21 protein-coding genes and 1 tRNA gene are annotated in these 20432 nt (G+C 46.2%); 10 read left to right on the top strand and 12 right to left on the bottom strand.

What is annotated here, in order from left to right:
• Positions 1 to 385 precede the first annotated feature (385 nt).
• The 5 genes from I2D83_RS19230 (at position 386) to I2D83_RS19210 (ending at position 5589) form a co-directional block, all read left to right on the top strand.
• A complete protein-coding gene (locus I2D83_RS19230; protein WP_205947121.1) occupies positions 386 to 1528 on the top strand; it encodes a Fic family protein in 1143 nt (380 codons plus the stop codon).
• Between the two features lie 347 nt (positions 1529 to 1875).
• Positions 1876 to 3018, top strand: coding sequence for a toll/interleukin-1 receptor domain-containing protein (locus I2D83_RS19225; RefSeq protein WP_205947120.1), 1143 nt, complete (start codon positions 1876 to 1878; stop codon positions 3016 to 3018).
• Positions 3019 to 3021: 3 nt separating this feature from the next.
• Complete coding sequence (locus I2D83_RS19220; protein ID WP_205947119.1) at positions 3022 to 3585, top strand: SLOG domain-containing protein; 564 nt, start codon at positions 3022 to 3024, stop codon at positions 3583 to 3585.
• Positions 3586 to 3608: 23 nt separating this feature from the next.
• Positions 3609 to 4583 (top strand): nucleotide kinase domain-containing protein, encoded by a 975-nt coding sequence (locus tag I2D83_RS19215; RefSeq protein ID WP_205947118.1) that lies wholly within the window; start codon positions 3609 to 3611, stop codon positions 4581 to 4583.
• The gene (locus I2D83_RS19210) at positions 4570 to 5589 is read left to right on the top strand and encodes a thymidylate synthase (protein ID WP_205947117.1); all 1020 of its coding nucleotides are present in this window, start codon (positions 4570 to 4572) and stop codon (positions 5587 to 5589) included. Before I2D83_RS19215 ends, I2D83_RS19210 begins: the two co-directional genes overlap by 14 nt.
• On the opposite strand, the gene I2D83_RS19205 is transcribed toward I2D83_RS19210, so the two are convergent.
• The 5 genes from I2D83_RS19205 to I2D83_RS19185 all read right to left on the bottom strand — a co-directional run bounded on the left by I2D83_RS19205 (position 5582) and on the right by I2D83_RS19185 (position 8223).
• Positions 5582 to 6196, bottom strand: coding sequence for an Nmad2 family putative nucleotide modification protein (locus I2D83_RS19205; RefSeq protein WP_205947116.1), 615 nt, complete (start codon positions 6194 to 6196; stop codon positions 5582 to 5584). The two genes, I2D83_RS19210 and I2D83_RS19205, sit on opposite strands and share 8 nt — an antisense overlap.
• Positions 6197 to 6679, bottom strand: coding sequence for a TIR domain-containing protein (locus I2D83_RS19200; protein ID WP_205947115.1), 483 nt, complete (start codon positions 6677 to 6679; stop codon positions 6197 to 6199).
• Positions 6672 to 6962 (bottom strand): nucleotide modification associated domain-containing protein, encoded by a 291-nt coding sequence (locus I2D83_RS19195; RefSeq protein ID WP_205947114.1) that lies wholly within the window; start codon positions 6960 to 6962, stop codon positions 6672 to 6674. Before I2D83_RS19195 ends, I2D83_RS19200 begins: the two co-directional genes overlap by 8 nt.
• A gap of 630 nt (positions 6963 to 7592) precedes the next feature.
• Positions 7593 to 7859, bottom strand: coding sequence for a helix-turn-helix domain-containing protein (locus I2D83_RS19190; protein ID WP_012883608.1), 267 nt, complete (start codon positions 7857 to 7859; stop codon positions 7593 to 7595).
• A gap of 103 nt (positions 7860 to 7962) precedes the next feature.
• Complete coding sequence (locus I2D83_RS19185) at positions 7963 to 8223, bottom strand: helix-turn-helix domain-containing protein (protein WP_205947113.1); 261 nt, start codon at positions 8221 to 8223, stop codon at positions 7963 to 7965.
• Between the two features lie 120 nt (positions 8224 to 8343).
• On the opposite strand from I2D83_RS19185, the gene I2D83_RS19180 reads away from it, so the two are divergent.
• Both I2D83_RS19180 and I2D83_RS19175 read left to right on the top strand, forming a co-directional pair.
• On the top strand, positions 8344 to 8565 hold the full coding sequence (locus I2D83_RS19180) for a helix-turn-helix domain-containing protein (RefSeq protein WP_205947112.1): 222 nt from the start codon (positions 8344 to 8346) through the stop codon (positions 8563 to 8565).
• Between the two features lie 868 nt (positions 8566 to 9433).
• Complete coding sequence (locus tag I2D83_RS19175; RefSeq protein ID WP_009114544.1) at positions 9434 to 9622, top strand: hypothetical protein; 189 nt, start codon at positions 9434 to 9436, stop codon at positions 9620 to 9622.
• Positions 9623 to 9702: 80 nt separating this feature from the next.
• Here the strand turns inward: I2D83_RS19175 and I2D83_RS19170 are convergent, their stop codons facing one another.
• The 7 genes from I2D83_RS19170 to aspA form a co-directional block, all read right to left on the bottom strand.
• Entirely contained in the window at positions 9703 to 10962 is a 1260-nt protein-coding gene (locus I2D83_RS19170) for a tyrosine-type recombinase/integrase (RefSeq protein WP_039308925.1), read from the bottom strand.
• A 163-nt stretch (positions 10963 to 11125) separates the two neighbouring features.
• Positions 11126 to 11201: transfer RNA gene (locus I2D83_RS19165), tRNA-Phe, on the bottom strand.
• Between the two features lie 126 nt (positions 11202 to 11327).
• A complete protein-coding gene (locus I2D83_RS19160; protein WP_119871152.1) occupies positions 11328 to 11903 on the bottom strand; it encodes a transcriptional regulator in 576 nt (191 codons plus the stop codon).
• 43 nt (positions 11904 to 11946) lie between these two features.
• On the bottom strand, positions 11947 to 13677 hold the full coding sequence (locus I2D83_RS19155) for a protein-disulfide reductase DsbD (RefSeq protein ID WP_205947111.1): 1731 nt from the start codon (positions 13675 to 13677) through the stop codon (positions 11947 to 11949).
• Positions 13653 to 13985: a divalent cation tolerance protein CutA gene (gene cutA, locus I2D83_RS19150; protein WP_205948220.1), complete on the bottom strand. Its 333-nt coding sequence runs from the start codon at positions 13983 to 13985 to the stop codon at positions 13653 to 13655. The genes I2D83_RS19155 and cutA overlap by 25 nt, the downstream gene beginning before the upstream one ends.
• A gap of 131 nt (positions 13986 to 14116) precedes the next feature.
• Positions 14117 to 15418 carry an anaerobic C4-dicarboxylate transporter gene (locus I2D83_RS19145; protein ID WP_180777427.1) on the bottom strand — a complete coding sequence of 434 codons (1302 nt, stop codon included), beginning with the start codon at positions 15416 to 15418 and terminating at the stop codon, positions 14117 to 14119.
• Positions 15419 to 15665: 247 nt separating this feature from the next.
• Positions 15666 to 17105, bottom strand: a complete 1440-nt coding sequence (gene aspA, locus I2D83_RS19140) for an aspartate ammonia-lyase (RefSeq protein ID WP_181845104.1) — start codon at positions 17103 to 17105, stop codon at positions 15666 to 15668.
• A 524-nt stretch (positions 17106 to 17629) separates the two neighbouring features.
• Here aspA and I2D83_RS19135 point away from each other — a divergent pair.
• The 3 genes from I2D83_RS19135 (at position 17630) to groL (ending at position 20320) form a co-directional block, all read left to right on the top strand.
• Positions 17630 to 18103, top strand: a complete 474-nt coding sequence (locus I2D83_RS19135; RefSeq protein WP_012773216.1) for an FxsA family protein — start codon at positions 17630 to 17632, stop codon at positions 18101 to 18103.
• Positions 18104 to 18334: 231 nt separating this feature from the next.
• Positions 18335 to 18628, top strand: a complete 294-nt coding sequence (locus I2D83_RS19130) for a co-chaperone GroES (RefSeq protein ID WP_005971295.1) — start codon at positions 18335 to 18337, stop codon at positions 18626 to 18628.
• A 45-nt stretch (positions 18629 to 18673) separates the two neighbouring features.
• Positions 18674 to 20320 carry a chaperonin GroEL gene (gene groL, locus I2D83_RS19125; RefSeq protein WP_012773217.1) on the top strand — a complete coding sequence of 549 codons (1647 nt, stop codon included), beginning with the start codon at positions 18674 to 18676 and terminating at the stop codon, positions 20318 to 20320.
• Positions 20321 to 20432: the final 112 nt, after the last annotated feature.

Here is a 20432-nt window from a genome sequence, read left to right as displayed (position 1 = left end):
AAGGAGGCATAAAAAAGGAAAGGTGGTGCCGGACTCGGAATCATACTCACGATTAACTTGCTGTTTATTATTGTTTTTGTTGGAAAAGCGGTCAAGCTGCGCCCCCATGAAAGCCCCCATAAAAAATCGCTTTGTTTTTGTGATGGTTGTCACGATGAATCGGTGTTTTAGCAGTTAACGGCGCTAAAAACGTGGTTTCATCTTCCATGCTGGCAATGGCCTGTTCCTCTCTGCATTGAACATCTTTCAAATGTAGACTTGATATGTAGGATTCGTGGTTTTTGAGATAATCATAAATGATGTGATCTATAATATATGGATTATATTGGTATTTTTGCTATTATTTTGAGATATTCTCATACTCTATTTGAGATAACTACATATCATGGCTCAATTTAATCACTTTGAACTCTCGCTCCTGAACCCCAGTTTTGACTCCCCTTTGGTCGATGCACTGACGGAACTGGAGATCCTTCGGCATCTGAGGTTGGAGACGGATGTTCACCCTATTCTGTTTGCGCAGTTGAAAGCCGTTTTCCACATGCTGGAGAGTCTGGGCTCTGCGAGGATTGAGGGAAACCACACCACGCTTGCCGACTATGTGGAAAGCAAAGTTGAAGGAACACAGAGTTCGACTGAGCAGCTCAAAGAAATCAACAATATTGAAGCCGCGATGGAATTCATCGACGAGCATCTAAATAATGGTGATGAGATAACGGAATATTTTATCCGCGAGCTACATAGTCTGGCGGTTGTCGGGTTGCAACAAGAAGGCGACAGAACGCCCGGTGCTTATCGACAACATAACGTCAGCATCGCTCAGTCTGACCATTTACCGCCGGATCATATCCATGTTCCTGACTATATGTCAGAACTGACCGCCTTTATTAACCGTGCTGATAAACCAAAATATGATCTGATGAAAATTGCGCTGGTGCATCACCGCTTCGGCTGGATACACCCCTTTGGCAACGGCAATGGCAGAACGGTCAGACTGCTGACCTATGCGTTATTGATCAAGTATGGTTTTAATGTGCAGGCAGGTGGCCGGGTTCTTAATCCGACAGCGGTATTCTGTAATGATCGTGAGCGTTATTACGCCATGCTTTCGTTAGCGGATAAGGGAACAGAGCGGGGCTTAGAAGAATGGTGTTTATATGTACTTTCGGGAATTTCATCTGAGTTGAAGAAAGTCGATCAACTGACAAACCATGCTTTTTTGAGTACAAAAATACTGTATCCGGCGATCGACTTTTCATCTGAAAGAGGGCTAATAAACCCGTTGGAATCTAAAGTTCTTAAACGCGCTGTCGAGCTAGGGACGATAAAAGCGGGTGATCTCCGTACCGCTTTACCTGAGCTGAAAGCGGCTCAAGTGACTTATCAACTTGGTAAGTTGATCGACCGAGGACTGCTCCAGCCAGTAGAAGAGGGGGCTCGTTCCTATACGGCGAAGTTTTCTAACTCATATCTGATTCGTGGGGTGATTAGGGTTCTGCGGGAAGAAGGGTTTATTCCTGATTTGTGATCGCAGTAAAAGTTTATTATAACTGTAGTTATTTAAATAGTTAGTAAAATTATGTTGTTATTGAAGTGTCGTGGATAAAAAATGCTTGCAATTCCAATGAGAAAAAATCATATATTGGATTTTTTCTTAGTCTTGAATTTTATGTGAACTATCTCACGGTTTAGTTGCGGGAAATTGTGTTTTGTAGCTTGGTTTATTTTTTCTTTAAATTACATAACATTAGGCTACTACTCCTCAAAATAGAATCATGGATATTCAAGCCACCTTAGGTTGTTATTTTAACATGCTATTAATATGAGACTTGGAGCCAGCGGTAGGTACCAAGATAATTGTCTAGGGGAATAATATTGTCTAGTTTTTATGAGCTTGCAGTGCTTGGATATATCGAAAATTCGGTCTTGTATGATTTGGAGAAAGCCTTGAAGGATTTACTCCATCCGTTTGGCCTCGAATTGGGGAAAGAGGTTGCATGGAGTGTTTGCCCAGAGCAGTTTATCCCTGAACAGACCAACTCTGCCGCTGCTATTTTCTTTGGTGCCCCAGATGTATCATCTGCCAATGTTTCTGATTTATTGCATAAAGGTATACCAATACTTCCTGTGGTGTCTGATATTAAAAAGGTACATGAAGAAATTCCTGATATTTTAAGGCCTATTAATTGCTTGGAATATAGTGTACATGGCCCTGAAAGAACGGCGACAGCTCTGCTGGAATGTGTGGGACTCTTACCGCGACAGCGGCGAGTATTTGTGAGTTATCGGAGAGATGAAGCAAAACAGGTTGCACTTCAATTATTTGATGCATTATCCGCTCGTTTATTCGATGTTTTCTTAGATACTCATGATATTGCTTTAGGGGAAGATTTTCAGGCGATGCTTTGGCATCGTTTATGTGATTCCGATGTGTTAGTCATGCTTGATACGCCTACTTATTTTGAGAGCAGATGGACTAATGCGGAATTTGGAAGGGCCTTATCTAAAGGAATTGCTGTATTACGTGTGGGTTGGCCAGATGCTACGCCTTCCCCTAGAACAGCAACTGCAAGCAGAGTTGAATTACTCGCTAATGAATTTGATGAGAACACCGGATTTTTGTCTCAGCAAGCTATTGAGAGAGTATGTGTTCAGTTAGAAATGGTTAGAAGTCAAAGTCATGCTATAAGAAACCTAAATCTTGTTAGCAACATACGGAATGCGGTTACTCAAATTCAGGGAGAAGTTTTAGGTGTTGGTGCGCATAAAGCTATTTTTATCCGCCTTCCTGGAGAAAAAGAACTCATTGTTTATCCTACTGTGGGCGTTCCTACTTCTGTAACCCTTCATGACGCATCAATTAATTCCAGTAAAAAATCTGTAGCAGTTGTATACGATCCTGTGGGGCTACATTCTCGTTGGTTGGGGCATTTGGAGTGGCTTGGAAGCGAAATACATAGTGTACGATGGGTTAAGTCTTTTGAAGCGGCTTGGCAATTTGCTGATTGGGAGGCTTGAATAATGAGTGCAATTTTTCTTTCTGCTAGTGTTCCCTTAGTGGATCGTGGCACATACCATGAAACAGCTAACCCCTTTTTAATTCAATGTGCGGTTAGAGAATTAGTCATAGCTGTTATAAAAGAACATAAGATAGTGTGGGGAGGTCATCCCGCTATTACACCAATGATTTGGAATATCTGTGAAGATATGGGGGTTGAATATTCCCAATCAGTTATCCTCTATCAAAGCCGATATTTTGAAGATTGGTTTCCGAATGAAAACAAAAAATTTGATAATGTTGTTTATGTTGATGCTGTTAATAATGATAGAGAAGAAAGCCTTCTTGAAATGAGAAACACTATGCTTTCGAGAACAGATCTGGATGCTGCTGTTTTCATTGGGGGAATGGATGGTTCGGAGGAAGAATTTAAAATTTTTAAAAATTTTCACCCAAATGCGAAAATTTTACCAGTGGCTGCTACTGGTGGTGCAGCAAAATTATTGGCAGATGGAATATCTGGAATGATTAAAACAGATTTGTATACGGTTGACTTTGCAAGTATGTTTTTTTTCGAACTATTATAATAAAAAACATTAAGGAATATGAAATGGTGAAAGTAAGGCATGAAGCATTTAAGTATTATTTTCATTTTATGAATGAAAGAATGGAGGTTTTTTGGCGTAAATTTAATAAAGAAAGCTCTCCATGGACAGATGATAATATATTAGCTTTGAATAAGTTTACTAATGTATATCGGTCGTGTGATAGAGTGAGCCAGTATTTGATAAGAAATGTAATATACACACCTCATAAATATGATGAGATAGATGTGCTGTTTAGGGTTTTGATTTTTAAGGTCTTTAATAGAATAGATACGTGGGAATATTTAGAGGATCATCTTGGTAATATATCTTGTTCTAACTTCAACGTAGACTATATAGCTAAAATTTTAGCTAAAAGAATAGCCGTGACTCCTATATTCAATTCTGCATACCTTATGACAGGAAGTCACAATGAGTATAATCACTATGTTTCTAAACATGAGCGATGGTTAAGAATGATAGATGAAATATTTATAAAAGGAAAGCTTCTTAACCGAATAATTAAATCAAAGAATATGAATGAAGTTTTTTTAATTCTTAGAGGATGCCCTTTTATTGGTGATTTTTTAGCTTACCAGTATGCTATTGATTTTAACTATAGTGATGTCATTGATTTTGATGAAAATAGCTTTGTCAGGGCAGGGATTGGCGCTATTCGGGGAATAAAAAAATGCTTTATTGATAACGGAGGATATAGCAATGAGGATTTAATTAAATATACTTACGATAATATTGAATATTACAGGGAGTATTATGGAGAGAGTAATTTTAAAAGTTTATTAGGAAGAGAACCTAAACTTATTGATCTGCAAAACTGTTTTTGCGAAACAGATAAATACTTAAGAGTTAAAATGCCAGAATTAAATTTAGGGAATACAAGGATAAAACAGAAATATAAAAAAAACTTGTCAAATATATCCTATTTCTTCCCCCCAAAATGGAATTTAAACGATAAGGTTCGTGATTATGGTTACTGTTGAGTTTTCTGGAATAAATAGCTTCCTTACCGGTATGGCTAAGATTTTATTAGATCATGGAATTGAGCGAACGACTAGAGGGAAAACTTGCTGGGAACTTCCTGAACCTATTGTAATTAAAATTACTAATCCACTTTCTCGATGGATAACAATTCCTGACAGAAATTGGAATATTTTCCTCCCATATGCAGAATCATTATGGTTAGCGTTAGGACGAAACGATTTAGAGTTAATTCAGTTTTATTTAAATAGAATGGAAGATTTTTCTGATGATAGAAAATTTATGCGGGGAGGATATGGTCCTCGATTTCGATGTTTCAATGGAAATGCTTTAGATTATAAGAAAGGAGAAAGTGAAGATATTACTAAATTTCAAATGTTAGAAGTTGATCAATTTCACTATATTAGTGAGAAGTTTAAGCAAGATCCTTATACCCGTCAAGGGATAATAACAATTGGAGATCCTGCCAAAGATTGCTTCGAAATTGATGGAGGAATGAAGCAAACAAAAGATCTTCCTTGCACAAGATTGTTACAATTTATGAGGCAACCCAAAAGTAATAGATTGAATCTAACCGTATATATGCGTTCGAATGATTTTATATGGGGTGCTAGTGCAGTTAATATCTTTAACTATACGTTCATGCAGGAATATTTCGCGAAGATTCTGGGGTTAGACGTCGGTTCTTATTACCATATTGCTAATAATATTCATTATTATGATATTCATAGAGAACTTGTAGAGCGGTTGGCTGCAATACCCGATGTAGTTGATGATTATTTTTCCTATCCGAAAAGTTTTAATTCTTTAGAAGGATTTGATGAAAAAGTAAATAAATTAGGTGAGTGGGAGCAAAAAATACGATTAGGTGAAATATCATATCTGGAAGATTTTGGAGACGATTTTTTTAACGATTGGGCTAAAGTGATTTTTTCCAAAACAAATAAGCTCCCTGTCGTTTTTGTTAATCCAATTTTAAATCAGATAATATCAGATAAATCTATTTAGCATGTTGCTTCCAACTTATAGGATTTCCATAAAGATAATTTTTATTATAACCTTCTCGTTCCAGCCATAATAGAAGTTGTATGGCTGGTTCTTCTTCGACAAACTGCTTGTCTCTACTGTTTGTGCATGTCGATTCAATTAGATTTTGAGGTATGTCAACTGCATGATCACCAAAATAATAAAAGTTTTGAGATATTAAAACGTTTTTTCCACTAATGTCTCGGTCAAGGTGTTTTTGATTAACTAAACCATTGGCAAGTGAATGCGCTGAATCTTCCTGAATCCATATTTCGGTAGTTGGATCTTGGTGGTACATATTATCACCATACAATTGTGGTAAGCTTCCACTTAAAATAGGTTTTTTATGTGAAAATCTTGGATCATTCCAGTATTCATTAAAAGTTAACGTTTCATCTACTCTCATAGCATAAATTAACTTATGCAAATTTTTTAATTTTACGCTACCCGTACCAAACACCCAACTACCAATGTTTAAATTTCTGTTTCTTCTTATACTTGATTTGCAGATAGCAAGAGTACAATAACCCCAAAAAGGATTTGGAGCTAAACCAAAATCATGGTCAATTTTATAAGTAAAGTGTTTCATCTAATTACAACTCACCCTCACAACATCAAATTTTGGCGTTTTTAATGTACCATCTGGATTTTCACGAGGTATCGGCTTTCCATCTAAAACATCACCTAATTTATCTAATGAATTCCATCCTATTACGTAGTTACCATATTTTTCAAGATTCTCAGGTAACTCTACGGAGTTGGCACAGCCATGCATATAAATGCCAACAATAGGTTTCCCTTGTTTATATGCTTCTTCAATCTCATAGTTTACCCAGCTCCTTGAATGAGTTTGTTCTCCAACCAAACAGATAAAAGTTCCAGCCCAATTAATACCGTCACTTAAGTCTTTAGCTATTTCTTTATCAGATGGCCTGACATCTTGGTGTTTTGTGCTATCAACGGAACTATTTCTGACATCATACCCCTCATCTTTTAATCGAGTTTTTAATCTTTGGACATGTTCATCATCTTTGCCATGATGGCTAATAAAAATGTTTTTTACGTTACTCATTTTGGCTTCCTTCTGTTCCATTTTTTTCATCAGTTAAAATGATTTGACCAATAATTGCATACCCAATAATGTCCTTTAGGGTATCTTCAATTGATTCAAAATTTGGTGACTCTCCTTTATTATGTTTTTCAACTAAGGTTCGATAACGCCTTACCTTATCCCATAGATGTACCATATTACCGTTCAAACCCAAATCAAAGCTTGCTCCGCCATAATCAGAATTTTTCTTTAGTAATATCTGTATTATATCTTCTGTTATCAAGCGTAACTGTGTTTCTGTCATTTATTTATCCTCAATTTATGAAAACTTAAAAAGTTTTAAAATATATGAATTTACGTATTATTTTTTTAATTTTCGCCAAAATAGTTTTGCATATTGATGTTTCTCTCGATTCATGTCATGCGCATAACTGCTGATGGGATGATATAAACTAATTATTAAAAATAAGCCCAGTTCACGGCACTGTTGCCACTCAATCAGCAGATATAATATGCTAAACTACTTAGGACAGTTCGAATCTAGCACCAATAATGTGGCTTTTCAAGTCAAGAAAAATCGATATAGAGATATACCTCAAAAAATAACATTCATGTATTTTTCATTAAGTTCTTTTTTTTCTGCTGGCTGTTGCTAGGTATTACCTGAACCTGAAAAATCAGGTGATGGGATTGATCTTCCTAATCTTTACTGGTGGCATATGACACACCTGCGCTTTTTTATACTGAAAATCCAGCATAGCTATTGAATTTTGGTGGGCTGGGCGGGTATCTGTCGTAAGACACATCGGTGTTCACCAGGGCAGATAAGGCCAATATCGCACAGTTTCTACAGCCGCAAAATTGCTCTTTCCAGTGGTAGCCAAAACTACCATTTGTCATATAATTTACTTTCAAAATCATTATATAGATTAATTTATTTTTTCCATTGAACCATTTCACCATTATGTAATTTTAAAATTATTTCAGCAAAATCATCATCAACCGTATAAAAATAACACTCTGGCACATTAAGCACTTTAGCAAACGCGCACATCATCTCAAATGTTGGGCGATGTATACCACTTTCATATTGGGATATGCGTGATCGTGCAGTGGCTTCTTCAATGCCAGCCAGTACGCCTAGCTTTTCTTGAGTGAGATTGGCTTGTAAACGAGCCGTTTTAAGGCGAATAGGCAACATGATGGCATCATCAATAAGGATATTGATAGCATGTTTAGCACTACTTTACACGTAGGTTGCTTAGACTTCCTGAACAATAGAGGAGGGGATTTATTTGCATTAGTTAAGAATGACTCTGATGTTTAAGGTAAAGCTCCAGAACCATCTCAGCAAAATCATCGTTAACGGTGTAAAAGTAGCATTCCGGCACATTAAGTACCTTTGCAAATGCGCACATCATTTCAAATGTTGGACGATGTATCTCACCTTCATACTGAGACACGCGGGAACGTGCAGTTTCTTCTTCAATGCCAGCAAGAACTCCCAATTTTTCCTGAGTTAGATTAGCCCGTAGTCGGGCGGCTTTGAGACGAGTAGGCAGCATCCATTACACCATCAATGATCATACATTGACTTAGTGTTTAGCATTACTTAACATCGTAGTTGTTTAGACTATCTGAACAAATGATGTTTAATGTGAGGCCACAAAATAAGGATCATGGAGATGATTGATAAGGATTGGCACCCGGCAGATATCATCGCCGGGTTAAGAAAGAAGGGAACAACATTGGCGGCCGTTTCCCGAGACGCGGGGTTAGCGTCTTCCACGCTGGCAAACGCGTTAACAAAACACTGGCCGAAAGGGGAAAAGCTGATTGCGGAAGCGCTGGGGGTTTCACCTGCGGAAATCTGGCCTTCCCGTTACCGCAAATCAGAAGATCATTAAAGTAAAACAGGATCTCCCGAACCGTTATCGAACTAGATCGGTAACGGTTCGGGAGAAGGCAAGCGAAGCGCGACAGTTTACTTTTGTTGTTCGCCCCATGCTCTCACCCCGTGACTTCGCCCCATGGTATGGGGCAAGTATATGTGGCGAGCGCATGAGGCGAATGCGGTGGCAGCAATGCAGCAATGTGCCGGAAAATACATTTCCCAGCACAAAACGGCGTGCGCCAGTTCATGCGGGCTGGACGCCCTTATTCCCTGTCGCATGGGGGTAATGTCGCGGCTGGACGCCACGCCAAAACCCCCAAGGTCAACGGCGGCACACCGTCGCACGCTACGCGCGACCAACCCCTTTAAGACGCGCGTTTTAGCCTGTTATTTCTCTTTCTCGCAAGCTCGGTGCGAAATAACGGGAAACGCGGCTTTAAATGGGTTGGTCGCGCCACGCTACCGGCTTGTGGCCGGAGGCTTAGCGGCGACGGTGTGCGGGGCTAGCCCCCCAAATAAACCGACGCGTGGGCGCGTCTTTTTGCTCGCTGGGGCGGCAAAATTTATTCGGCTCCCCCCCGCCTGCTCGGTTTCCCTTGGGGGAAACGCTCGCTGGTGGGTTCGGGCGACGAAAATTAGCCATTTCTGCGAAATGGCATTTACTCGCCTCACGTCACTTTTCAATTCCTGAATGGCACAGGAATTGAAAAGCCATAAAAACACGCCCAGTACGTTAGTATGGTTTCTGCCATGTCGAAAGAAACGTTCTGTAATACTTGAATTATTCAGATCTTCATCTATATACAGTATGAGTCATTTGTTGTGTTAATGGCCCATTAATTGATTACTCTGACATTATTAATATTTTAAAAGGAGAAAGAATGTCTAAATCAGACTGGGACTTTGTAAACAAAGATCAAGACTATGAATTAAATGATCTTTTAAGCAAGCATGGCTACCGCGAGACAGCAGCAAACAGAACATTGTTAAAAAACAATCTTCCTTCAAATACAAAACATGGCGATGTTAAAAACATCATTCATAAAATTAAAGGGTTAGAGAAAAAATAATTTTAAAAAAATTATATAAGCCGTTACAAAGTAATATTTTGCAGCGGCTTATTCTATTTCCATTGGTGCATCAGTCTGGCTCAGGCAACCTTAATCGACTTCTCAAAGCGATAAGCCGGGATGAATTGATGCTGGCAGGCATTGAGATAATCTGACCACCATTGCATCATCTGAGTCCGTTCGTCGAGGTGTTCCGCTTTGTGAATATAGGCGGCACGAACGTGATTGCGCTCCTGATGGCTCATCTGCCGCTCCACAGCATCTTTTGACCAGCGACCTGATTCGATCAACGCACTACACGCTATCGTGCGGAAGCCATGTCCGCAGATATCCACCTGTGTGTCATAACCCATCGTGCGCAGCGCCTTGTTGATGGTGTTCTCACTCATTGGCTTACGGGCATCGTGATCGCCGGGGAAAAGTAAATCCCCGTTGCCGGACAACAGTTTTAGCTGTTTCAGCACCGTTACCGCCTGTTTTGACAGCGGCACAAGATGCGGCGTTTTCATTTTTGCGCCACGCTCTGAGTGGCGCACGCCAGCTATGGGCTCCCGCTGTGCGGGAAGTGTCCACATGGCGTTATCCAGATCGATCTCTACCCAACGGGCAAAACGCAATTCACTGGAGCGGATAAAGATCAGCAAATTAAGCTGTACCGCTAACCTTGTTAGTAGTCTGCCTGAATAGCCTTCTATTCTTTCCAGCAGTTCCGGCAACTTTTCCAGCGGTAGGGCAGGGTAGTGGTTTTTCGGCGGCGGGGTGATTGCGCCGCAGAGGTCATTGGCCGGATTGCTGGCAATCAGTCCTTCCTGTACGGCGTAACGCATGATGACTGTCGTGCGTTGCTGTATCCGTGCAGCCGTTTCCAGACAACCCTTTTTCTCCGCTACCCGCAGCGGGATCAGCAGGTTGGCGGTTTTCAGGTCGGTGACAAGGACATTGCCGATGAGCGGGAAAACGTGCAGTTCCAGTGAACGCAGGACTTTGGCGGCGTGAGCCTCACTCCAGCGAATGTTCGCGGTCACCCATTGACGAGCGATGGTTTCAAAGGTATTGCCGTTTTTCTTCGCCTGTTTGTCGTGCTGTTTTTTTACGCCGGGATCGTCCCCTGCGCTGAGAATAGTTCGGGCTTCTTCACGCAGTTTACGGGCACTGGCAAGCGAGACAGTCGGGTAAGCGCCAAACGCCAGCTTCTTCTCCTTGCCGCCGAAGCGGTATTTAAGATGCCAGAGCTTGGAACCGTTAGGTTTAATCAGCAGGTACAGACCCTGCGCGTCGCTGAGTTTGTAAGGTTTATCGAGCGGCTTGGCGTTGCGGATGGCGGTATCAGTCAGAGGCATGGTGGGGGCTCCGTAGTTTATCGAACCGACAGGCCCCCAATTAAGCCCCCAAAAACTACGGATGTCAAAAAATCTGGTAGTACCTCGAGGTACTCCAGATTTTCATCAACTTACTGATTTTGCTATGTTCCCGGACGTATAGGAACGTCCCAAAACAAAAATATGGTGCCCGGACTCGGAATCGAACCAAGGACACGAGGATTTTCAATCCTCTGCTCTACCGACTGAGCTATCCGGGCAACGGGGCGCATTAAACCGTATTGGCCGCGTGGCGTCAACGGGTTTATCAATGAAAGCATGGAAAACCCTACTGACTGCCGACTTTTCAGCCAAAATGCGGGCTTTACCGCATTTTGTGCCTGAAATCAGGTGAGTGCGCCGTTTTTGCGGCACAGCGCAAAGCGTAAGACATCCTCTGCCAGCCGCTGGGCGGTGGCGATGCTGGCGGCCTGATGCTTGACCAGCAGGTTGCTCAGGCAGCCTTCCAGAATCAATTCCATCTGCTGTGCCACCATTTCGGGATCGTCAGTTTCCAGCTCTTCCAGTAAATCGCGGGTGTACTGGTAAGAGGCTAGCTTCTGCTGTTCCGCAATCTGGTGGATGGGGTGATTGATATCAGGGAAAAAGCTGCATGCGGCAATAAATAAGCAACCCGGATAGCGCTGTTTGTTCACCGACTCATGCAGCACCTGATAACGTGCCAGCAGCTTCTGCTCAATGGTTTTCTCGTCGTCCAATAGTAGCTGACGCCGCCAGGTATCAACCTGTTGACTATGGTGGCGCAGGCCGTCGTACAGCAGCGCCTCGCGATCCGGCCAGAATGGTGTCAGTTCTTCTACCGGAACCCCCAGTCTCTCCGCCAGCATATCCAGCGTCGTCATCGCGAATCCGTGCTGCTCCAGCAGAGTAAGCGCATGTTCAAGAACGTCTTCCCGTTGCATTAGGTCTCCTCCAGAAGCACAACAAGCGAATTGAAAGTGTCGTTTATGGGCTGAACTTCTGCAAATGTGCCTGAAATTGTTCAGCGTTCATAAAACCGGTGACGCGTGAGCCGGGGATCTCTTTCCCCTGAGCGTCAAAAAATACGATGGTCGGCAGCCCTAAAACCTGTAGCTTTTTCAGCAGCGCGTTTTGTTCTTCGCGGTTCGCGGTGACGTCCGCCTGTAGCAGTGTGATGCGCGACAGATGGTTCTGCACCGCCGGGTCGCTGAACGTGTATTTCTCAAACTCTTTGCAGGCCACGCACCAGTCAGCGTAAAGATCGAGCATAACAGGCTGAGCGCTCTTTGCCAGCGCGCTGTTGAGATCGGCAATATTGGCGACAGGAGCAAAGTTCAGTGCTGAGGTGTGGACTTGTGCCACGCCAGCCGGAGGAAATACCCAGTCTTGCAGCGGTTTGGCGCTGATCACCACGCCTGCCAGCAGCAGTAACTGCACGCCACGCATCCAGCCTTTGCCGCTGCGCAGCGTCAGCATAAGCGCCCAGCCGAAGAAGGCGATACCCAGCGCGCTCCACAGCCGCATTTCCCAGACTTCGCCGAGAATACGTTCCAACAGGAAGACGGGCAGCGCCAGAATAATAAAGCCAAATGCTTCCTTAACGTACTGCATCCACGGGCCGCTACGTGGCAGCAGTTTGTTGCCGAACAGCGTGACCAGAATGAGCGGCAAGCCCATGCCCAGCGCGTAGAGGTAAAGTGTGCCTCCGCCTGCCAGCATGTTGCCGCTCTGGGCGATGTAAAGCAGGATGGCGCTGAGCGGGGCGGTAGTGCAGGGCGAACAAATCAGCCCGGCCAACGCGCCCATGCAGAATACACCCGTAACGGAGCCGCCTTGCTGACGGTTGCTCCACTCCGTCAGCCGAGTTTGTACCGATGACGGGAGCTGGAGCGTATATAGGCCAAACATAGAGAGCGCCAGCGCGGCAAACATCACCGACAGGCCAATCAAAATATAAGGATGCTGGAGCGCGGCCTGAAAGCGCAATCCGGCCGCGGCGACAACCAGCCCGAGCAGCGTGTAGGTCAGCGCCATCCCCTGAACATAGGTCATCGACAGCAGTAGCGTGCGGCGTGGCGTCAACTGCTCTTTTCTGCCCAGCACCAGACTGGCAATCAGCGGGTACATCGGCAGGACGCAAGGGGTAAAGGCGACGCCGATACCAATCAACAGCGCCCACCACGGCGAGAATGGCATTGGCGTGGTCTGCGGCGGTGGCGTCTGGGCTGATGCGGTATTCGATGTGTCTGTGCCAGCGTTAGCCAGCACCTGACTGAGAGGAACGGTGCGCGTTTCCGGTGGGTAGCAGAAACCCGCATCGGCGCAGCCTTGATAGGTTACTTTGACGGTCGCACCGCTCTCGGCCTGTTCAATGGGAACCGCTAGCGCTAGCCGATCCCGCAGAATAAAGACCTGACCGAAGAACTCGTCGTTATGGCTTTCGCCCGGCGGCAGCTCTACCTTGCCGAGTGTAGTGCCATTCCCTTCGATCTTGATCTGTGCGCGGTACAGGTAGTAATCAGGGTGGATATCCCAACGTAAGTTGAGCTGATTGTTTTGCTGCTGAAACTCAAAGGCGAAAGCACTATCGACTGGCAGAAAGCGCGATGTCGTGCTGTTGCCAAACAGTTTCTGGCCGAAAGAAGAGGCGGCCACATTCGGTGTACCGAAAGCCGTCCATAACAGGAAAATCAGCGTAAAGATGCGTTGAGCCATGTCAGATAATCGCTATCGCCCCCGGATACCGGCAGAACTAACAGCTCCGGCGTATCGTAAGGGTGTTGTTGTTTCAGATGAGTCAGCAGGGCTTGCTGATGTGAGGTATCGCTTTTTATCAGCATTTGTACTTCTGATTGCTGTTCGAGCTTGCCTTCCCAGTAATAGAGCGAACAAGCGCCTGGCAGCAGAGTGACGCAGGCGGCAAGCCGCGTTTCCAGCAGCGAATGGGCAAGCTGTTGCGCACAGACCTCGTCAGGTGCGGTACATAATATGACGACGGCATCGCAAAGCGGGCGGTCAGACATCATATCCTCCGTGTCAGATGAACAAATCCCAGACAACCAGAGCCACACTATACCTTGCTTTATTTGTGTGAGGAAATGATGCGGATCGACGTGTTAGGTCGATCCGTGAGGGTCTGTCTGAAAGGCAATCTTTAGATCAGTATGCTGCCGAGGATAAAGCCAAATATCACTGACAGCGTAATCGCGATCACGCCGGGAATCAGGAAGGAGTGGTTAAACACAAATTTGCCGATGCGCGTTGAGCCTGTGTCGTCCATCTCCACCGCTGCCAGCAGAGTGGGGTAGGTCGGCAGAACGAACAGTGCGGAAACGGCAGCAAAAGACGCCACGGCCGTGACCGGAGAGACGCCCAGCAGCAGCGCCGCAGGCATCAGCGCTTTCGCCGTTGCCGCCTGCGAGTAAAGCAGCGTCGCGGCGAAGAACAGCACGACGGCCAGCATCCACGGGTAGCTTTGCAGCAGCGCGCCTGCGGTGTCCTGAATATCAGAAATGTGCGCTTTAACAAAGGTATCGCCCAGCCACGCCACGCCCATCACGCAGATACAGGCGCTCATGCCGGACTTAAACGTGCTGGCAGAGAGGATGCGTGCGGTGTCGATTTTGCAGGTGATGCAAATCAGCGTGGCGATGGTCAGCATAAAGACCACAATGGCTTCGTTACGCGGCAATACCGGGTTCTGAATCAGCCCAACCGTGCCGCTGATTGCCGTGGCATACAGAACGACCGCGACGATACCAATCAAAAACAGTACCACAGAAAGCTTGGCACCCGGTTTGATCTCATGTTGGCTATTACCACGCAGCGTAGTTTCACCTTTTTTCAGACGTTCCTGATAAATAGGGTCATCTTTCAGTTCTTTACCCAGGAAATTGGTCACTATCGCCGTCAACAGGATGGCCGCCAGCGTGGTAGGAATGCAGATCCCCAGCAGCAATAGATAGCTAACCCCGTGTGGTTCAAGAATACCGGCAACAAACACCACCGCCGCTGAGATTGGCGACGCGGTAATCGCGATTTGCGAGGCGACAACGGCAATCGAAAGCGGACGAGAAGGGCGAATCCCCTGCTCTTTGGCGACTTCGGCGATAACGGGTAGGGTGGAAAACGCGGTGTGTCCGGTTCCGGCCAGAATCGTCATGAAGTAGGTGACCAGCGGGGCGAGAAAGGTTACGTATTTCGGGTGCTTACGCAGCAGTTTCTCCGCCAGACTGACCAGATAATCCATTCCGCCCGCCACCTGCATGGCGGCGATGGCGGCGATAACGGCCATAATAATTTCAATCACATCAAAAGGGATTGCGCCGGGCTTTATCTGGAACCCTAGCGTAAGTACAAGCACCCCTAGGCCACCAGCGAAACCAATGCCGATGCCTCCTAGTCGTGCCCCCAAATAGATGGCGAGCAGAACGATGAATAACTCAAGACCAAGCATGACTATGCTCCTTAATTAATAAAAAAATTCAATCTACTCGTCATACTTCAAGCTGCTTGTGCGTTGGCTGCCCTTACTCACCCCAGTCACTTACTTGTGTAAGCTCCTGGGGATTCATGCGGTTGCCGCCTTCATGCAACTCGAATTATTTAGAGTACATAACTTATTCTTATGGCTGTATGCAGCAAAAAATAAAGGCACGCTGTTCTTCGTGAACGGACGTGCCTGTTGGAATTAAATGTCGGTGTTAAGGAAGCTCGTTTTCATCGGTGTAGCGTTTAGCTTTGTACGCCGGGTGCATCAGGTTCTGGATGGAGAAGATGTCATCCAGCTCGGCTTCGGTCAGCAGGCCGCGTTCCAGTACAACTTCGCGTACGCTTTTTCCCGTTTCTGCACAGATCCTGCCGACGATGTCGCCGTTATGGTGGCCGATGAACGGATTCAGGTACGTCACAATCCCGATGGAGTTGAAGACATAGGCTTCGCAGACGCTCTTATTCGCCGTGATGCCGTTGACGCATTTCTCCAGCAGGTTGTAACAGGCATTAGTCAGGATGTGGGTCGATTCAAACATGGCCTGACCGATAACCGGCTCCATCACGTTTAACTGCAATTGCCCGGCCTCTGATGCCATCGTGACGCAGGTGTCGTTACCGATGACCTTGAAGCACACCTGATTGACGACTTCCGGCACGACCGGATTCACCTTGGCTGGCATGATCGAGGAACCTGCCTGTAGCTCTGGCAGGTTGATTTCATTCAGACCGGCACGGGGGCCGGAAGAGAGCAGACGCAGGTCATTACAGATCTTCGACAGCTTCACGGCCAGACGCTTCAGCGAGCTGTGCACCATGACATAGGCGCCGCAGTCTGACGTCGCTTCGATCAAATCTTCTGCTGGCACACACGCCAGACCGCTGACTTCCGCCAGACGCTGCACCGCCAGTTGCTGATAGCCATCTGGCGTATTCAGACGCGTACCGATTGCGGTAGCCCCCAGATTGACTTCAAGCAGCAGCTCCGCCGTGCGCAGCAGGTTTTTGATTTCTTCCTGCAACAGCACGTTAAACGCATGAAACTCCTGGCCGAGCGTCATCGGCACTGCGTCCTGCAATTGGGTCCGCCCCATCTTCAGAACGTCTTCAAACTCTTTGGCTTTGCGCTCGAAGCCATCGCTCAGTTTCGCGATCGCTTCCGTCAGCTTCAGTACGGAGGCATAGACCGCGATACGAAATCCGGTGGGGTAGGCATCATTCGTGGACTGGCATTTATTCAGATGATCGTTGGGGTTCAGATACTGGTATTCGCCTTTCTGGTGGCCCATCAGCTCCAGACCAATATTGGCTAATACTTCGTTGGTATTCATATTGACCGACGTGCCAGCGCCCCCCTGATAAACATCGACCGGAAACTGATCCATGCATTTTCCGTTATTCAGCACTTCATCACAGGCACGGATGATGACGTCGGCGATTTTTTTCGGGATAGTTTGCAGCTCTCTGTTCGCCAATGCCGCGGCTTTTTTCACCATGACCATGCCGCGTACGAACTCGGGTATGTCGCTGATTTTATTGTTACTGATGTAGAAGTTTTCGATGGCACGCAGCGTGTGAACGCCATAATACGCGTCTGCGGGAACTTCTCGGGTGCCTAACAGGTCTTCTTCAATACGGATGTTTTCTGACATGAAAATTCCTATCCTGTTGTGCGACTAGTGATGTGACTAGACGTTGTGGGCTGGTTTTTCGGATGGCTTACTTCGGAAAACGCCTGACTTTGTAAAACGCCTGACTTTAGAAAACAATGCGACTACGGATAAACCGTCTTCTCTCAGCAATAGCCTTGGGATGTTTGACCAACCATATATCCATTGCCGTGAGGATATGTCGTTACGACAGTGAAAAACAGGTGTTTAGATCACTATACTGGCGTTCTCTACCGTTACGGTAAATGAACTGTGATTGTAGTCACGAGTCATTATTTTAGAACAATAATCGAGGGGTGACGGCTTGAAAATGTGCAAAGACGCCTCCATTTACGTAATCACGATGTGCCGAATCGCAGAGCAGGCGTGCCTTTTACTTTATCCATTGGTCGTAAAGTTCATTGGTAGTAGAGCGTACTGATTTTTCAATCGCGACGGCTTAACACGTTCTTATTCACACTCGTTCTGCTTAACACAGTACGCGTAAAAACACACAGGAGAACCGGGTGCGCTGGTTACCGTTATTACTGATTTTTCTTTTAGCTTACATCGAGATATCGCTGTTTATTCAGGTGGCTGAAGTGTTGGGCGTCGCCATGACCCTGCTGCTGGTGGTCTTCACGTCTTGCGTGGGCGTGTCGCTGGTGCGCAATCAGGGGATGAAAACGCTGGTGCAGATGCAGCAGAAAATGGCGGCGGGTGAAAGCCCGGCTGCTGAAATGGTTAAAAGTGTGTCGCTGGTGCTGGCTGGTTTCTTACTCCTGATTCCGGGTTTCCTGACCGACTTTTTGGGCCTTTTGCTGCTGCTGCCACCGGTACAGAAAAGCCTGACCCTCAAACTGATGCCTCATCTGCATATCTGGCGTTCTGGCTCCGGCGCGTCGTCGTCTTCTGGTGGTAACACCTTTGAAGGGGAATACCAGCGTAAGGATGGCGGGAGCGCAAATATTGAACATCGCGACGATCGTGACGACCGTTAACGTTAAGGTGAACTAAAAAGCAGCTAAGGATTATCATATTGATAATCCTTATTTTTTATCTGCTACCTGCGACGAGTGGGCACCTAACGCAAAAAAAATGAATTTTCTCCCTTGAAGGGCGACGAAACGCCCCCACTTAGAACACCACAAGGCCAATGATGAAAAGCATAAGCAAGACATCGTCGGCGTTTATCCTAAACCGATATGGACTTTCTCAAAGGAGAGCTATCAATGAATATTCGTCCATTGCATGACCGCGTGATCGTCAAGCGCAAAGAAGTCGAGTCAAAATCTGCTGGCGGTATCGTACTGACTGGTTCCGCTGCTGGTAAATCTACCCGCGGTGAAGTTCTGGCCGTAGGTCACGGACGTATCCTGGAAAATGGCGAAGTGAAGCCGCTGGACGTGAAAGTTGGCGACATCGTTATTTTCAATGATGGCTATGGCGTGAAGGCAGAGAAGATCGATAACGAAGAAGTGTTGATCATGTCTGAAAGCGACATTCTGGCAATTGTTGAAGCGTAATTGCGCGTAATCATCTGAACTGAACGAATTTAAGGGAAATACACCATGGCAGCTAAAGACGTAAAATTCGGTAATGACGCTCGCGTAAAAATGCTGCGCGGCGTAAATGTACTGGCTGATGCAGTGAAGGTTACCCTGGGCCCGAAAGGCCGTAATGTTGTGTTGGATAAATCCTTCGGTGCACCGACCATTACTAAAGACGGCGTATCTGTTGCGCGTGAAATCGAGCTGGAAGACAAGTTTGAGAACATGGGCGCGCAGATGGTGAAAGAAGTTGCCTCTAAAGCGAATGACGCAGCAGGCGACGGCACCACGACCGCAACCGTATTGGCGCAGGCTATCATCACTGAAGGCCTGAAAGCTGTTGCAGCGGGCATGAACCCGATGGATCTGAAGCGCGGTATCGATAAAGCCGTTATCGCCGCTGTTGAAGAGCTGAAAGCACTGTCTGTACCGTGCTCTGACTCTAAAGCTATTGCTCAGGTTGGTACCATCTCTGCTAACTCCGACGAAACCGTAGGCAAAATGATTGCCGAAGCGATGGACAAAGTCGGTAAAGAAGGCGTGATCACCGTTGAAGAAGGTACCGGTCTGCAAGACGAGCTGGACGTGGTTGAAGGTATGCAGTTCGACCGTGGCTACCTGTCTCCGTACTTCATCAACAAGCCGGAAACTGGTGCTGTAGAACTGGAAAGCCCGTTCATCCTGCTGGCTGATAAAAAAATCTCCAACATCCGCGAAATGCTGCCAGTACTGGAAGCCGTAGCGAAAGCGGGCAAACCGCTGGTTATCGTTGCTGAAGATGTTGAAGGCGAAGCACTGGCAACGCTGGTGGTTAACACCATGCGTGGCATCGTGAAAGTCGCTGCGGTGAAAGCACCGGGCTTCGGCGACCGTCGTAAAGCCATGCTGCAAGATATCGCGACGCTGACTGGCGGTACCGTTATCTCTGAAGAGATCGGTCTGGAGCTGGAAAAAGCGACGCTGGAAGATCTGGGTCAGGCAAAACGCGTTGTGATCAACAAAGACACCACCACCATCATCGATGGTACCGGTGAAGAAGCTGCGATCCAGGGCCGTGTTGCTCAGATCCGTCAGCAGGTTGAAGAAGCGACGTCTGATTACGACCGTGAAAAACTGCAAGAGCGTGTGGCTAAACTGGCTGGCGGCGTAGCCGTTATCAAAGTTGGCGCAGCAACTGAAGTTGAAATGAAAGAGAAGAAAGCACGCGTTGAAGATGCTCTGGCTGCGACTCGCGCCGCGGTAGAAGAAGGCGTGGTTGCTGGTGGTGGTGTGGCGCTGGTTCGCGTTGCCGCTAAACTGGCTTCTCTGACTGCTCAGAACGAAGATCAGAACGTGGGTATCAAAGTTGCGCTGCGCGCGATGGAAGCGCCACTGCGTCAGATCGTTTCCAACGCTGGTGAAGAGCCATCTGTGGTTGCGAACACCGTTAAAGCGGGCGAAGGTAACTACGGTTACAACGCCGCAACCGAAGAATACGGCAACATGATCGACTTCGGTATCCTGGATCCGACCAAAGTTACCCGTTCTGCGCTGCAATACGCCGCTTCCGTTGCGGGTCTGATGATCACCACTGAATGTATGGTAACCGACCTGCCGAAAAGCGATGCGCCCGACTTAGGTGCTGCTGGCGGAATGGGCGGCATGGGTGGTATGGGCGGCATGATGTAATGTGACGCCATTGTCACCGGAAGCGATTTTCCGGTGACAGTGAGTCAGGTTACAGAAGCACGTCTTTCTGTCCTTCAAAGAGCACTATCCGGTCGCGATACCGGGTGGTGCT

Source organism: Pectobacterium aroidearum (assembly GCF_015689195.1).
In the GTDB taxonomy this organism is placed as follows: Bacteria; Pseudomonadota; Gammaproteobacteria; order Enterobacterales; family Enterobacteriaceae; genus Pectobacterium; species Pectobacterium aroidearum.
This window is presented reverse-complemented; position numbering and strand designations above follow the sequence as displayed.

Bases quoted from the DNA above. Each gene is read 5' to 3' on its own strand.
- I2D83_RS19230 (WP_205947121.1), top strand. From the start codon at position 386: ATGGCTCAATTTAATCACTTTGAACTCTCGCTCCTGAACCCCAGTTTT.
- I2D83_RS19220 (WP_205947119.1), top strand. From the start codon at position 3,022: ATGAGTGCAATTTTTCTTTCTGCTAGTGTTCCCTTAGTGGATCGTGGC.
- I2D83_RS19215 (WP_205947118.1), top strand. From the start codon at position 3,609: ATGGTGAAAGTAAGGCATGAAGCATTTAAGTATTATTTTCATTTTATG.
- I2D83_RS19210 (WP_205947117.1), top strand. From the start codon at position 4,570: ATGGTTACTGTTGAGTTTTCTGGAATAAATAGCTTCCTTACCGGTATG.
- I2D83_RS19205 (WP_205947116.1), bottom strand. From the start codon at position 6,196: ATGAAACACTTTACTTATAAAATTGACCATGATTTTGGTTTAGCTCCA.
- I2D83_RS19200 (WP_205947115.1), bottom strand. From the start codon at position 6,679: ATGAGTAACGTAAAAAACATTTTTATTAGCCATCATGGCAAAGATGAT.
- I2D83_RS19195 (WP_205947114.1), bottom strand. From the start codon at position 6,962: ATGACAGAAACACAGTTACGCTTGATAACAGAAGATATAATACAGATA.
- I2D83_RS19190 (WP_012883608.1), bottom strand. From the start codon at position 7,859: ATGTTGCCTATTCGCCTTAAAACGGCTCGTTTACAAGCCAATCTCACT.
- I2D83_RS19185 (WP_205947113.1), bottom strand. From the start codon at position 8,223: ATGCTGCCTACTCGTCTCAAAGCCGCCCGACTACGGGCTAATCTAACT.
- I2D83_RS19180 (WP_205947112.1), top strand. From the start codon at position 8,344: ATGATTGATAAGGATTGGCACCCGGCAGATATCATCGCCGGGTTAAGA.
- I2D83_RS19175 (WP_009114544.1), top strand. From the start codon at position 9,434: ATGTCTAAATCAGACTGGGACTTTGTAAACAAAGATCAAGACTATGAA.
- I2D83_RS19170 (WP_039308925.1), bottom strand. From the start codon at position 10,962: ATGCCTCTGACTGATACCGCCATCCGCAACGCCAAGCCGCTCGATAAA.
- I2D83_RS19160 (WP_119871152.1), bottom strand. From the start codon at position 11,903: ATGCAACGGGAAGACGTTCTTGAACATGCGCTTACTCTGCTGGAGCAG.
- I2D83_RS19155 (WP_205947111.1), bottom strand. From the start codon at position 13,677: ATGGCTCAACGCATCTTTACGCTGATTTTCCTGTTATGGACGGCTTTC.
- cutA (WP_205948220.1), bottom strand. From the start codon at position 13,985: ATGTCTGACCGCCCGCTTTGCGATGCCGTCGTCATATTATGTACCGCA.
- I2D83_RS19145 (WP_180777427.1), bottom strand. From the start codon at position 15,418: ATGCTTGGTCTTGAGTTATTCATCGTTCTGCTCGCCATCTATTTGGGG.
- aspA (WP_181845104.1), bottom strand. From the start codon at position 17,105: ATGTCAGAAAACATCCGTATTGAAGAAGACCTGTTAGGCACCCGAGAA.
- I2D83_RS19130 (WP_005971295.1), top strand. From the start codon at position 18,335: ATGAATATTCGTCCATTGCATGACCGCGTGATCGTCAAGCGCAAAGAA.
- groL (WP_012773217.1), top strand. From the start codon at position 18,674: ATGGCAGCTAAAGACGTAAAATTCGGTAATGACGCTCGCGTAAAAATG.